Source organism: Lysinibacillus sp. BSL11 (assembly GCF_052928325.1).
This window is the reverse complement of sequence record NZ_JAVGCX010000005.1, coordinates 77,243-90,010: the sequence shown is the minus strand read 5'-3', so window position 1 is coordinate 90,010 and position 12,768 is coordinate 77,243. Positions and strand designations below refer to the sequence as shown.

At 35.8% G+C, this 12,768-nt stretch carries 14 protein-coding genes and 1 pseudogene; 4 read left to right on the top strand and 11 right to left on the bottom strand.

Annotation, left to right across the window (positions count from 1 at the left end):
* Positions 1-81 precede the first annotated feature (81 nt).
* Complete coding sequence (locus tag RCJ95_RS07300) at positions 82-708, top strand: DUF2238 domain-containing protein (RefSeq protein WP_221681658.1); 627 nt, start codon at positions 82-84, stop codon at positions 706-708.
* 47 nt (positions 709-755) lie between these two features.
* Positions 756-1,400, top strand: a complete 645-nt coding sequence (locus RCJ95_RS07295; RefSeq protein ID WP_221681667.1) for an SIMPL domain-containing protein — start codon at positions 756-758, stop codon at positions 1,398-1,400.
* 41 nt (positions 1,401-1,441) lie between these two features.
* Here RCJ95_RS07295 and RCJ95_RS07290 read toward each other — a convergent pair.
* From RCJ95_RS07290 to RCJ95_RS07280, 3 genes and pseudogenes are all read right to left on the bottom strand, one after another.
* A pseudogene (locus RCJ95_RS07290) lies at positions 1,442-2,090 on the bottom strand (uridine kinase family protein).
* A 60-nt stretch (positions 2,091-2,150) separates the two neighbouring features.
* Entirely contained in the window at positions 2,151-2,708 is a 558-nt protein-coding gene (locus RCJ95_RS07285; RefSeq protein ID WP_221681671.1) for a histidine phosphatase family protein, read from the bottom strand.
* Positions 2,709-2,793: 85 nt separating this feature from the next.
* Positions 2,794-3,711 (bottom strand): DMT family transporter, encoded by a 918-nt coding sequence (locus tag RCJ95_RS07280; protein WP_446722084.1) that lies wholly within the window; start codon positions 3,709-3,711, stop codon positions 2,794-2,796.
* Between the two features lie 118 nt (positions 3,712-3,829).
* On the opposite strand from RCJ95_RS07280, the gene RCJ95_RS07275 reads away from it, so the two are divergent.
* Positions 3,830-5,167, top strand: coding sequence for an aminotransferase-like domain-containing protein (locus RCJ95_RS07275; protein WP_446722083.1), 1,338 nt, complete (start codon positions 3,830-3,832; stop codon positions 5,165-5,167).
* A 74-nt stretch (positions 5,168-5,241) separates the two neighbouring features.
* Entirely contained in the window at positions 5,242-5,484 is a 243-nt protein-coding gene (locus RCJ95_RS07270; protein WP_004231701.1) for a hypothetical protein, read from the top strand.
* A gap of 48 nt (positions 5,485-5,532) precedes the next feature.
* Here the strand turns inward: RCJ95_RS07270 and RCJ95_RS07265 are convergent, their stop codons facing one another.
* From RCJ95_RS07265 to RCJ95_RS07230, 8 genes are all read right to left on the bottom strand, one after another.
* Complete coding sequence (locus RCJ95_RS07265; protein WP_004231699.1) at positions 5,533-5,691, bottom strand: DUF1540 domain-containing protein; 159 nt, start codon at positions 5,689-5,691, stop codon at positions 5,533-5,535.
* 96 nt (positions 5,692-5,787) lie between these two features.
* The gene (locus RCJ95_RS07260; RefSeq protein ID WP_048394047.1) at positions 5,788-6,672 is read right to left on the bottom strand and encodes a helix-turn-helix transcriptional regulator; all 885 of its coding nucleotides are present in this window, start codon (positions 6,670-6,672) and stop codon (positions 5,788-5,790) included.
* Between the two features lie 69 nt (positions 6,673-6,741).
* The gene (locus RCJ95_RS07255) at positions 6,742-7,998 is read right to left on the bottom strand and encodes an erythromycin esterase family protein (RefSeq protein WP_313150338.1); all 1,257 of its coding nucleotides are present in this window, start codon (positions 7,996-7,998) and stop codon (positions 6,742-6,744) included.
* An 18-nt stretch (positions 7,999-8,016) separates the two neighbouring features.
* The gene (locus RCJ95_RS07250; RefSeq protein WP_446722082.1) at positions 8,017-8,754 is read right to left on the bottom strand and encodes an ABC transporter permease; all 738 of its coding nucleotides are present in this window, start codon (positions 8,752-8,754) and stop codon (positions 8,017-8,019) included.
* Positions 8,754-9,464 carry an ABC transporter permease gene (locus tag RCJ95_RS07245; protein ID WP_446722081.1) on the bottom strand — a complete coding sequence of 237 codons (711 nt, stop codon included), beginning with the start codon at positions 9,462-9,464 and terminating at the stop codon, positions 8,754-8,756. Before RCJ95_RS07245 ends, RCJ95_RS07250 begins: the two co-directional genes overlap by 1 nt.
* Positions 9,461-10,372, bottom strand: coding sequence for an ABC transporter ATP-binding protein (locus RCJ95_RS07240; protein WP_313150335.1), 912 nt, complete (start codon positions 10,370-10,372; stop codon positions 9,461-9,463). The genes RCJ95_RS07245 and RCJ95_RS07240 overlap by 4 nt, the downstream gene beginning before the upstream one ends.
* Positions 10,373-10,481: 109 nt before the next feature.
* Positions 10,482-11,855 carry a sensor histidine kinase gene (locus RCJ95_RS07235; RefSeq protein ID WP_221681687.1) on the bottom strand — a complete coding sequence of 458 codons (1,374 nt, stop codon included), beginning with the start codon at positions 11,853-11,855 and terminating at the stop codon, positions 10,482-10,484.
* Positions 11,852-12,520 (bottom strand): response regulator transcription factor, encoded by a 669-nt coding sequence (locus RCJ95_RS07230; protein ID WP_221681689.1) that lies wholly within the window; start codon positions 12,518-12,520, stop codon positions 11,852-11,854. The genes RCJ95_RS07235 and RCJ95_RS07230 overlap by 4 nt, the downstream gene beginning before the upstream one ends.
* Positions 12,521-12,768 lie beyond the last annotated feature (248 nt).

Here is a 12,768-nt window from a genome sequence, read left to right as displayed (position 1 = left end):
CGCTTTTCTTTTTTGTTTGCTAACTATTTGAATAAGCAATTTCCCCATTTCCCATACTGTTAGACAAAGGGAGTTGTTAGTATGAATAGTAGGCAACATGTTAAAATACACGCCACCTTACTTATTATTGTTTTAATTGTTTTCATCTGGTCTGTTATAAAGCCGTCCTCTTATTTAGATTGGCTAGCTGAAGTTAGTCCTGGAATTGTGGCAATAACAGTCGTTGTTTGCATTTATCATAAATTCCGCTTCACCACATTTTCTTATTTTATTATCGCTCTCTTGTCGATCCTGACATTTATAGGTGGGCATTATACCTATTCGGAAGTCCCTCTTTTTAATTGGATAAAAGATGAATTTCATTTACAACGTAATCACTATGATAGGTTTGGCCATTTTTTAAAAGGTTTATTAGCCATCGTAATAAGGGAAATACTAATCAGGAAAACACCACTTTCAAAAGGAGCTTGGCTTACAGGTATTACGATCAGTATTTTGCTCGCAATTGCTGCTTTTTATGAAATCATTGAATGGTTAAGTACAAGAATCTCGAAGGGAAGTAAAGGAGCAAAGGATTTTTTAGGCATGCAGGGAGATAAATGGGATGCACAATGGGACATGTTTTTAGCCTTGCTGGGAGCTATTTTAGCTTTACTTCTATTCACAAAGCTACATGACAAATTTTTAAAAAGAATAAATAAATCATAAATATTTTTGCATAGCATGATTATATAACCTATGAAAGGTGGTATTAGATGTACTATGCACAGGTCAGTCAACAAACACATCATCCATCACGTACTATGATTGTAATCGGCTATGGACAGGTAATGGCTACACCTAGCTCTGTACAATTACAAATTGAAGTCCAAACAAAGGGCAACCATGTACAAGGTCCTCAACAGGAAAATGCGGCAATCATGAATGAAGTTATACAATCTCTTATCGCACTTGGTATTCCAAGAGAACAAATTCAAACTGCTAGTTATACAATCACACCACTATATAATTTCGAAGATGGCAAACAAACTTTTAATGGCTATGAAGTAGTCAACGCCATTTCCGTCAACGTTTCAGATACCAATGATTTGGGCTTAATAATTGATACGGCTGTAGAAAATGGGGCAAATCGAATAACCAATATTCAGTTCAAAATAGACCATACCGATGCTTACTATCAGCAAGCATTAAGCTTAGCGCTACAGAATGCTCAATTGAAGGCGAAAACAATAGCAGAAACTATGCACCTGCCTTTGCAACCACTCCCTGTAGAGATTGTGGAAGAGCAGGCTAACATACCTATCCTTTATCGCTCTATGGCTGTATCCTCGGGAATTACGCCTATAGAACAGGGACAAATTGCTATTGATGCTACTGTTCGTGTAAAATTTCAATACTAAAGTTAGAGCCTTCCGCTAGTCAACGTGCAGAAGGCCCTCATTTATTTTACAAGTGGATTTTTTTCAATATGGATTTCATCATCCTGAGTTTTAATAACCATATCAAAATGTTGGCAATGTGGATGCATAAATAATTCATATTGAATACGTCGCTCATCATGTGATTGTTTTAAATAATTTATATCTGTCCCTCTTTCAAGCACATCACGATCTGATCTTCTCTTAAGCTCTGTAGCCCCATCCGTATAAAAATAAATCTTTAAATCCAGTAACTCCGGATCTATAAATGCTACACACATTCCTTCTACTATTGTGATCTGTTTTTTCGAAGAAATTAATGTACTTTTCATATAATGTGTATCGATTGTCATTAAATCGAGTCCTGCTCTTATCATCTGAACATCTCGCTCCAATGATGGCAGATGATGAGCTGCGGGATGACAAGCCGTCATTTTAAAACGATGAGGCTCATTTTGATATGTATAATCAAGTATTGTTTGCTTGCGAATATCCGAATTCACAATATACGGATCAGTATTCAAATAATTCACTTGATCTTGATGTAAAGCATGTATAAGTTTTTTGGCAAATGTCGTTTTTCCAGCAGCTCCATGACCAGAAATGCCGATTATGATTTTTTTTATCAGCTTGTTTAACCCATTTTAAAATTTCCTTTAATATCGTCTCCATCTTACTCTCCTTCACTATAAAAGGTATGGCAAGAAACAATTCCTACCATACCAATTAATATTAGCCTTCACTATACTGTGCACCCCATATTCGCTCTATCATTACTTCATTATGCTTAGGGCTTAGTAGAAAAACATCTGGGTTGCTTAAATTTTTCCAACAGTGAAAATCAACATCCTTATCATAATACTTCAGTAGCAAAGAGATGATATTGCCATGACTCACAATTAATGTATTATCAACATCCTGAGCAAATGCATCTTTTACAAGGTCTACAATTCGATGCATCGCTTCATTACTGGATTCTCCACCATCATATTTTAAATCCATATCAACAAATGTCGCCTGTAATTTTTCGTACCAATCTGGAAAATCTCTAGTACTTAAAAGGCGCTCCGAAAGACGTTCATCAATTTCAATCGTTATACTTTCTCTGCTACTTAATGGTTCAATGGATTGGATTGCTCGTAAGAAAGGGCTAGATACAATTCGATCAATTTTTAGATTCTTGAAAAATTCAGCTAAACTATTTGCTTGCTCTATTCCCTTCTGTGTTAAGGGTGCATCTAGTGATTGTCCTTGTGCTAGACAATGTCTAATGACATAAATTTTCCCCATAAAAACCTCCTAATTTAGAAAGTCATTTATAAACGATTATTATACCCCGTTATCTAAATAGCTCCGATTTAAATGTTCCTATTCATTATCTCACTTGTTCTACATTTTTCCGCCCAAAATAATTCGTCCCTATCACACCAATAATAATCATGATGCCACCAATAAGATGATATAGATGGAAATCTTCCTGTAAAAATAAGACCCCTGCCAAAATAGTAATAAGTGTTGCAAAATTGCTAAAGACACTCATTTTAGATGCTTCCAATTTAGATAAAGCATAATTAGATAAATAGGATGTACCAAGTGAAGATAGTATACCTAAATATAAAATAGCGAAGACAAAATGAGCATGTGTGAATGGCTTAAAAAATTCATTGAGTGTTCCATTCATCATATGACTTCCAAGAGCCATTCCATTAAAAATAACAAATCCACACAATGTCATGACATATGTTAATGCTAGTAAAGAATATTTCTTGGTAAGCCCTCTAGCAAAAATAGTATAAAGTGATGTCGCAATCGCTGATAGTAAAATAAATCCACTTCCTATGACATTTCCTGTAGTAGTATTTGCTCCATTCATCATTAACAGATAGATGACACCAAGTACGGACAAACTTACAGATACAAGTTGACCCCGAGTAGCTTTTTCCTTTAACAATAAACCTGCCAATGCTAATGTAAAAATAGGAATTGTCGCTTGAATAATTCCCGCCTCTGATGAGGAAATTTTAGCAAGTCCAAGCACTTGAAACGTAAAAAAAGCAATTGGATACAAGATGGCTAACGGTAATATTTTTAGTAGGTCCTGCATGTTCATTATTAGCTTATTTTTTGTCATTACCATGATTATAACAATACCGATGAATGCAAAAGTAAAACGATGTGCAAGTATATCAATAGGACTTGCTACAGTCAACGTAACTTTCACAAACATAAATGAGAGCCCAATGACAAATGCATAAATTATTGCTGCTATATAGGCATTTCTATTTTCTGACATAGGATCGTACTCCTTCTTTAAACATTCCGGCCGGTATAGTTATCGTATTAAATAGAGAACTTATTGACGCTATAAAAAAAACACATCTGTACCGATACAGATGTGCTGGAGGTTATGTATGCTTAAATACGAATGGATTTATTCTCAGCTCCTGACTCAGATCCAAACAGGCTCACTTCAAGCAGGGGCAAAACTCCCCTCGATTCGCCAGTTATCACAGCAATTTTCCTGTAGTAAGAGTACGATTTTAGCATCTTTAAAAAAACTGGAGGATCAGCATCTTATCTATTCAATGCTTAAAAGTGGCTACTATGTTGTTGATCATCAACTGCCCATCCAACCAAAAATGAAAAATTACATAGATTTTGCTACATCTTCGCCCAATTGGCATGCATTCCCTTATCAAGATTTTCAGCATTGTATTAATAAGGCCATCGACACATACCAAGAAGATTTATTTAGATATGGGACACCAAAAGGCCTACCGTCATTAATAGCGGAAGCAAAAAAACTATTAACAAGCTATCAGCTGTTTACAAAGGAAGAAAATATTTTCATTACTTCAGGTGTCCAACAATCTCTATCCTTGCTAAGTATAATGCCCTTTCCAAATGGTCGCTCAACGATCTTAGTGGAACAACCTAGCTATCATTTGTATATGGATTATTTAAAAACCTATGAACTTCCTGCAATGGGCATCAAAAGAACAACGGATGGCATTGATTTAGATGAACTAGAAAACATTTTTAGTAAACACGACATAAAGTTTTTTTATACGATGCCACGTCTGCACAACCCTCTAGGAACTTCCTATAGTAAAAAAGAAAAGGATTCAATACGAAAACTTGCCTATAAATATAATGTGTATATAGTTGAAGATGATTATTTAGCGGATTTTGAGCAAAATACAAAAATAGATCCCCTATTTACGGAGGATACACAGGATCGGGTTATTTATTTAAAAAGCTTTTCTAAAATTATGTTTCCTGGCTTACGTATCGGACTTGCCGTATTACCAAATGTTTTGATTAATACCTTTCAACAGTATAAAAATACCACTGATATTGATAGCTCCATGATCTCCCAAGCTGCATTAGAGCTCTACTTGAAAAGTGGTATGTTTGAACGTTATCAGAAGAAAGTCAGTGAAGCTTATGCAAGCCGAGCAAATCAACTTCAACAATCTATAGCAACTCATCTGGCAGAATATCAATCCTCTAAGGAAATCTGTATGCATAGCCATATCATTCTACCGAGACAGGTGAATACTTCTAAGATTATTGATCATTTGGCACAACAAAATATTTTGTTAGATCCTATTAAACGCAATTATTTAGATGCATTTTATCGGGAACGTATTATCAAACTAAATGTATCGAATATAGACGAATCCAAGATTGATGTTGGCATAAGGGAAATTGCGCTAGCCCTTCATAACACGAGCAATTATTTCTAAAGAACATTATTCATGAAACCTTATTGTAGCTCATATAATTAGACATCATAAATTGGTTCAATAAGGAGGATTCAATGCAATCTGAGAAATTGCGACTAAGGAAGATTCAACGTCTTGCATATGAAATTATGGATGAGATGCACAAAGAAAAGCATCGCACAGAAATGCACAAATTAATTCCGATTATTGATAACTTGTCGCGGGCAATTGGGGATTTAACAGATTCTGTTGGTAAATACTCACTGGATTATGTAGAAGAAAAAGTAAAAAATGCCCATGCTCTTTTATTTAACAAAGAAAAGGTAGATATTTATTAATAAAGACAGGGAAAAAGGGTAACCATATACATGGCTACCCTTTTGGCATTAATGCGTTTCAGGTTCGAATGTTTTACAGTCTGTTTCCTCGCTGTTGGAAGCATGTTGTCCCTTTTGGCTGACAACATAAATTTTTTCAGCTGTGCATTTGTTACCAGAATCCCAAAATGTGCAGTTATTGACTTCACAAAGAATTTCTTGTGCCATCGTCTCACACCTCCTCCTTGTTATCTTTAACAAATTAGAGGTAATCAATACGTTATTCAAAAAAGTCATCTTGCACTTTTGTCAGTGCTGTCTGATTCACTCCATACTGAAGTCTAGATTAGTAGGATGATTTGATAAATGTTCCTGCGTAAGCATATTTGTTGAGGGTACCTTGTTGTCAACTTCTTCAAAACGGAAGCCATCTGCCCAGACTTTACCCGAACCAATTAGTAACACACCAAAATAAATGGAATTACCTTCTTCAGGTACGTCTAAGACAATAGAATAATGATTCCATTCAGTAGAACCTGTCACAGGGCGTTGATCCATATTATCAAATTGAATCGTATCACCTGTACCATTGTCAATACGCATCCATGCACCACACTTTGTAGCATCTGCCGTCTTTAAGTAGCATGACATTTTCAAGCGTTTCCCTTTATAGTCAGCTGCCTGAAAACCCTGCATCATTGTAGCAAATTGACCATGATTTGCTGAGGCAGTTGTGGAATACAATACTCCTGAACGCTTCCCTGAATGAAATACCTTGTCATCTGTATGAAATTTATACAATTCTGGATTAGCACCACTTAACACCCAACCTTTAACCTGTTCAACTGTTTCCATGTAATGTTCCTCCTCCATCATATTTAATGATTGCATTACTTTTCGATACTTCCCTGGTGGTAAAGCATAAACTTCTTTAAAGGCTCTTGTAAAAGCCTCTTGTGATTGAAACTGAAGTGTAACAGCAATCGTTAATATCGATACATTAGAGTACATCAAATAACTCGCTGCCATAGCTAGCCGACGTATACGAATATATTCACCAATCGTAATTCCCGTTTCTTGCTTAAAAATTCGGCTTAGATGGTACTTCGAATAGCCAGCAGTATTAGGAAGACATTCAAAAGAAATTTCTTCCATCAATTGCTCCTCGATATAGGCAATAGTTCTTTGTGTCGCTTGACTATACTCCATGTTACTCACCTCATCTTTATCATAATGGAGAAGGAAACAGATTTTTTGATGGAGGTTGCTAAATTTAGCTTAATCAATTATTTTTGTTGGTGTTGCTTCTTGCACAACGATGAGACCATCATAGGCTTCCTCAGGTGTCATTTTAATGGTGTACAGCATTTGTGTCAGCTTATACCATGGACGAAAATCATCGCCGATATTGCCCATTCTTTGCTTTTTTGAAAGAATATTCGCAAGCTCCTTCGATTGTTTGGCAGCTTCAAAATCCACATAAAAGATGTTATTGTCAATGTCACTAAAGGCATCCACTAAAGCATTGTGATGCTCAATCGTATATTCCTTTCGTTCACCAGACCCATTTTGTGCCTGGAATGTATTTTTCACAAAGTCTGTGCCAATCGCAAAATATTGATCTTTATATTGCTCACTTAAATAATGCCCCATCGATTGATAGCCTGCCATCGTAGCAGAAGTTTTCTCAATATGACCATTATGAGCAGACATTAATACTTTATCATGACCTTGCGTTGCTTCATATTCAACAATCCATTGTAAATTTTCAGCTAAATATTCGTCCCGTAAATTCATATAATTATCTTCATTTAAAAATAATTGCGTACGTTGCTTCATAATTTGCGCATATTGAACAGCAAAGGAGAATTCATCCTTTGAAGATTTTTTCTCATACATCGCTTTGTTCGATTGTAAATCGTTGATGATTGTATCAATCGTTTTATCTAGCTCAATTAGCTGACTATCCGATAATTCTCTCATCGTTTTGTTGGAAACATGCTCTAGCTTAGTCGTGAATCTTTTTGCATTGTCAGCATGTACCTTGGCGTAATAATCAAGTAACCCCTTTTTACTGTAATCATAGCGCTGCATATCATTGCCATAAAAATAAATTTTCTCTTGATCATCAACTGTCTGATTATAGTCATGCATCCACTGCACAAACTCTACCATTTGTTCTGTTTTGTAAATGCCATAGTCTAACGCTTTTATAGCTTCCTCCGCCGTCCCGACACCGTTTTCGATAAATTGATTTATCTGCTGGGCTCCACCAAAATCTCCTTCTAAGACAAAAACATGGACATTTTCATTTTTTATCATCGCTTTAAATACATCTCTTTTTAATGTTTGAAATTCGATATTGCCATGTGTTGCTTCCCCAAAACCAATAATTTTTACATCATCAGGAATGTTGATATCTTTAATTTCATTCGTATATTGTGCGGCATCTTTTACAGCCTCTCTCTGTCCACATCCTACTAGAGCTACTAATAGCATCAATGCAGTTAAAAAACGTAAGCTACGTTTCATCATTCTCATTCTCCTTTTAGGTTAAATGGATTTTCGCTGGAAATAGTAATATCCTCCGAGGAAAAATAGGATAAATCCCCCACCTACTACGGTTAACAATTGCTCCCACGGTACAAAGAATATATCGTCTGTATTGCCACCTATATACATCATCGAAAAGGGTTGTGCCCAAGGATAATACGGACCAATTCTTTCAGAATTCACTGCTAAAATTGATGGTAAAGTAAATATGACATTAACAGCAAATGGAGCAGCAAAGCTTTTAAACATAATGGACATCCACAATTGCAAGGCTACTAATGGCAATGTCGCTACCCAACCTCCCACTATGCTTTTCCAAACAATCTCCGTAGGGAAAGAATCTGTATAGCCTTTTACCATCCCAACAGCAAAGACCGAGCCTAAATACAATATCTGCATTGCTAAAACAAGCAGCATAATCAATATGTATTTAGCTACAAATACTTTCCCTCTTGTTATAGGTAATGCTAAAAGCTGCTTCCATCCACCAGACTGATGTTCATACCTACAAATAAGACTGGTAAAAACACCAGAAATAAGAGGTAAAAATAATAGAGCATATGTTAAATTCATCGAAAATAATGATATATACCACTCATTGATTTCAATCCCTTGCATGTTGTCCTCTAAATTAGCGGATAGGCCTATAAAAAGTCCAATCATGGGTCCTGCTAAAATAATGGGTACCATTTTTGATTTACGTAACTTAAACCATTCAGCTTGAAGTAAAGCAATCATTATTTCACGTCCCTTCTTGCAAAATCAATCATGCCGATAATATAGTGTAAGATACCAATTCCTAAGCCTAATAAGACATTGATCATCGGCTCATTCCATTGGTTCATCAATGATGGCCATTTCCATATCATCCAATCTGGGAGAACATAGGAAGAATAGGTAAAAATCACCCCAAAAATGCCTACAGTTATCGGAATCCCTTGGTTATGACTTACACTCGCTATCCACAATTGAAGAGCCAAGATAGGTAATGCTGCAAAAGCAGGGAAATAACTATATTTGGCTAGCTCCATGTAAGGTACTGTGTCACCTAATTCTAAAAACAGCCCGTAGCTCAGGGTAAAAAACATTAATAACGTTGAGGTGAAAAATAGTAAGATAGCTAACAGCGTAAATTTTGACAAATACACGGTTAATTTGGAAATAGGTAATGCAATGAGCTGCTTCCAAGCATTGGTCTCATTTTCAATGCTTGCTATGAATGACGTAAGAATGGCAATACCCAAGACTATGGCAAGCGGTGTAAATGAATGCACATTTAGTAAGAAATAGCCCCAATCATCCTCACTTTGCTGTAAGAGATAATCCTTTCTTACTCCATAATTGACCATTTGCAGAGCAATCACTCCTAAAGGGCCGATAAGTGTTAGAAGCCATAATCCTTTACGTTTGATTTTTAAGAAATCAGCAGTTAATAGCTTTCCCATCATATACCCTGCTCTCCCATCGTCATTTCCAGGAATATATCCTCCAATGAACGTTTCTCTTCCTCGACTCGGAATACAGATATGCCCTCCTGAACAAGAACTTGGACAATATGAGCAACCTTTTCATCCGAGCACTCTTCTAAGAAAATCACACCATCTTGATAATCCGCCTTAATACCATTTGCTAATAAGAAACGCCATCCTTTTTCACCATTGTTTACTTTAAAAGTAACCTTTGGTTGGGCAAATCGACGCATAGCCTCAATAGAATCTTGGAAAATTAATTTCCCTTTCGAAACAATCCCAACTTGTGTTGCCATTTGATCAATCTCTGATAATAAATGGCTGGAGATTATAATGGTCATGCCATATTCCTCTGGTAATCTTTTAATTAAATTACGAATCTCTATAATGCCTGAAGGATCGAGGCCATTCGTTGGTTCATCTAAAATGAGTAATTCAGGACTATGTAGTAAAGAAGCAGCAATACCAAGACGTTGCTTCATTCCTAAAGAGAAACCTTTGACCTTTTTATGGGCAGCTTCCCTCAAACGGACAATTTCCAAAACTTCATCGATTCGAGTTTTCGGTACACCTAGTATTTTTCTTAGTGCCTCTAGATTCTCATATGCCGTTAAATGTGGGTAATAAGAAGGGTTTTCCACCAATGAACCAATCTTAGCTAAAATTTGGATACGTTCCTTCGTAATATTTTTTTCAAAGACTTTAATTGTTCCAGAAGAGGGCTTCATTAAACCTAGAAGCATTCGAATTGTAGTCGTTTTACCTGCCCCATTCGGACCTAAAAATCCATATATTTCACCTTTGCGTATTTGCAAGTTCAAATTTGAGACAGCTTGCTCTTTCCCAAAGCTTTTTGATAAGTTTTGTGTTTGTATGATATATTCCAATGTCCTCACCTCTTTAACTATCTTAAAAAGGGAAGTTTAAAAAAAGGTATGGGCTAAGTTTAAATTTTGTTTAAAAATCATTTCTATCATAAAAAAACCTACGAAGCATTTATTTCTCAAGCTTCGCAGGTTTTTTTATGATAATTTGTGTACCAGAGTGATCAGAATGTATATTCCATTCTAGATGCATGCCCTTTATCATGACATCAACAATTGATAAGCCGATTCCAGCACCCTTTTCATTCGACTCATTTTTCATCCCTTGACCATGATCCTCAATAATAAATGCTGTATAACACTCCGTCGATTCCGTTTTCACACTTATATATTTACCACTATTCGCATGGCGCAGTACATTTTGGAAAATATTATCTAATACTCTCCCTAACCACAATGGATCAACACGCCATTCAACAGGCTCAAATGGCTGTAGCTCAATATCGATTGTGAAACCTGCTCGCTCGAAAACTGGATACCATGTCGTTAGATGTTCCCTTACAAATCGGATAACATTGATGTCTTTCGGTTCAAATTTATATTTACTTGCCATAAGCAATGTGTAGGACATCAAATTTTCAATTAAAGCATCAATATTCACTATGGATGTATCCATAGCCTTTAATGCCTGCTTCCCTTCCTCAGATAATGCTTCTTTGCTAATTGTATAGGATTGGGCTCTTACTTTCGTTAAAGGTGTCCGTAAATCATGTGATAGATTAGCAATCAATTCACGTCTTAGCTGTTCTTCCTTCTGTTGACGCTGTTTACTGTCTCGCAGTTCACAAACCATTCTGTTAAAACTATGCTCCAATTGCCCAATCTCATCTCGTTTTTTCACCTGAATTTCAATAGGTAAACCATCTACATCACGTATTTCCATAGCCTCTTGCAGATATAATAGTCTTGTTCGAATTCCCTTGAAAAATAAAAGCGAAACTACAATGAAAAATAATATAACCGCAATTACACCAAAAAATAAAAAGTTACCATAGTTATCATAGACTTTTATAAGTGGAGGATTAAATGCTACCCTTGGAATCTCTAATACAATAAAGCCATTTGATATATCATCACCTAAGAAGGCAATAACAGTAAATGGATCATCTCCATAACGTTCTTTTATAAATTGAGTTGTGTAGGCTGGTGTCCACTTTGCTGGTAACTGATCCTTCACATTCCATGTAGTCAGTAAGTTCCCCTCTTCACTTACCCAAAACATAGAAGCCTTAGGAAATTGCTCTTGCCACTTTTGAAATAACTGCTTCATCACATCATCTGTTGCATTGGTCATATTTTTAGCCTGTGCATGCCATTGCTCTTCAATATCACTTTCTACAAGTACTCCACTTGAAAATTCTCCTGTCCCTGTCTTTGTAATGCCTAATACAAAAATAGCAACACCAAGATAGGAGATTTGCACAATTGATATGGCTAATATAATAATGAGCATATATTTTGCTAATAATGATCGAAAAAATTTCATTGTTTCACCCTATAGCCAATGCCTCGGATTGTTTCAATAATCGCAGGCTTTGCAGGATTGATTTCTATTTTTTCTCTTAAGTAACGAATATGCACCATGAGTGTTTTATCACCTTCTATATAGCTCTCACCCCAAACGCCTTCATAGAGTTGTTCCTTCGTTAAAATTTGATTTAAATGACGTATAAAATACTGTAATAAATAAAATTGTTTCCCTGTCAAAAGAATTTCTTCTTCATCAATCGTATTGATTATTTGCATATCTTTCGTATAAATTTTAAGGTGCTGCAATGTCAGTACATCATCACTTTTTTGATATCTTCTTAATAATACTTCCAGTCTTGCTACGAGCTCATCAGGGTGAAATGGCTTTGTTAAGTAATCATCAGCAAAATGTAGCCCTTCAATTTTATCTTCAACAGCTGTTCGTGCTGATAACATTAGAATTGGCAGGTCTTTATTTTCCCGTTTAATTCTTTTACCTATGGAGAAACCGTCCAATCCAGGTAGCATCACATCCAATATAGCAATATCTTTTGAGTTAATATGTTGCTCAAGCCCCTCCCCTGATTCCAGCCACGTCACATCATAACCTCGTTCAGTTAATTCCTTGCTTACCCATTGTCCGATTTCTTTTTCATCTTCTATGTACAATATACGAATCAATGTTCATCCTCCTTGATACATTTAACTTGAAATAAAAAATTTATAATTTCCATACATGGTTATTATAGGGGAACTGTTATTTATTTTCTTAGGAAAATCAAAAACGTTGATTTATTGAAAAAAGCAACTAATAAAAGTGGCTCTTTTATAGTATACGCTGCTACTTTATCACCTGCTTCAAATTCATTTAGAAAGGTGTAGGAATCAGTATTGCAAGGCAAGCCCCAAAGCATGGCAAGAGTCATATA

Bases quoted from the DNA above. Each gene is read 5' to 3' on its own strand.
- RCJ95_RS07300 (WP_221681658.1), top strand. From the start codon at position 82: ATGAATAGTAGGCAACATGTTAAAATACACGCCACCTTACTTATTATT.
- RCJ95_RS07295 (WP_221681667.1), top strand. From the start codon at position 756: ATGTACTATGCACAGGTCAGTCAACAAACACATCATCCATCACGTACT.
- RCJ95_RS07285 (WP_221681671.1), bottom strand. From the start codon at position 2,708: ATGGGGAAAATTTATGTCATTAGACATTGTCTAGCACAAGGACAATCA.
- RCJ95_RS07280 (WP_446722084.1), bottom strand. From the start codon at position 3,711: ATGTCAGAAAATAGAAATGCCTATATAGCAGCAATAATTTATGCATTT.
- RCJ95_RS07275 (WP_446722083.1), top strand. From the start codon at position 3,830: ATGCTTAAATACGAATGGATTTATTCTCAGCTCCTGACTCAGATCCAA.
- RCJ95_RS07270 (WP_004231701.1), top strand. From the start codon at position 5,242: ATGCAATCTGAGAAATTGCGACTAAGGAAGATTCAACGTCTTGCATAT.
- RCJ95_RS07265 (WP_004231699.1), bottom strand. From the start codon at position 5,691: ATGGCACAAGAAATTCTTTGTGAAGTCAATAACTGCACATTTTGGGAT.
- RCJ95_RS07260 (WP_048394047.1), bottom strand. From the start codon at position 6,672: ATGGAGTATAGTCAAGCGACACAAAGAACTATTGCCTATATCGAGGAG.
- RCJ95_RS07255 (WP_313150338.1), bottom strand. From the start codon at position 7,998: ATGATGAAACGTAGCTTACGTTTTTTAACTGCATTGATGCTATTAGTA.
- RCJ95_RS07250 (WP_446722082.1), bottom strand. From the start codon at position 8,754: ATGATTGCTTTACTTCAAGCTGAATGGTTTAAGTTACGTAAATCAAAA.
- RCJ95_RS07245 (WP_446722081.1), bottom strand. From the start codon at position 9,464: ATGATGGGAAAGCTATTAACTGCTGATTTCTTAAAAATCAAACGTAAA.
- RCJ95_RS07235 (WP_221681687.1), bottom strand. From the start codon at position 11,855: ATGAAATTTTTTCGATCATTATTAGCAAAATATATGCTCATTATTATA.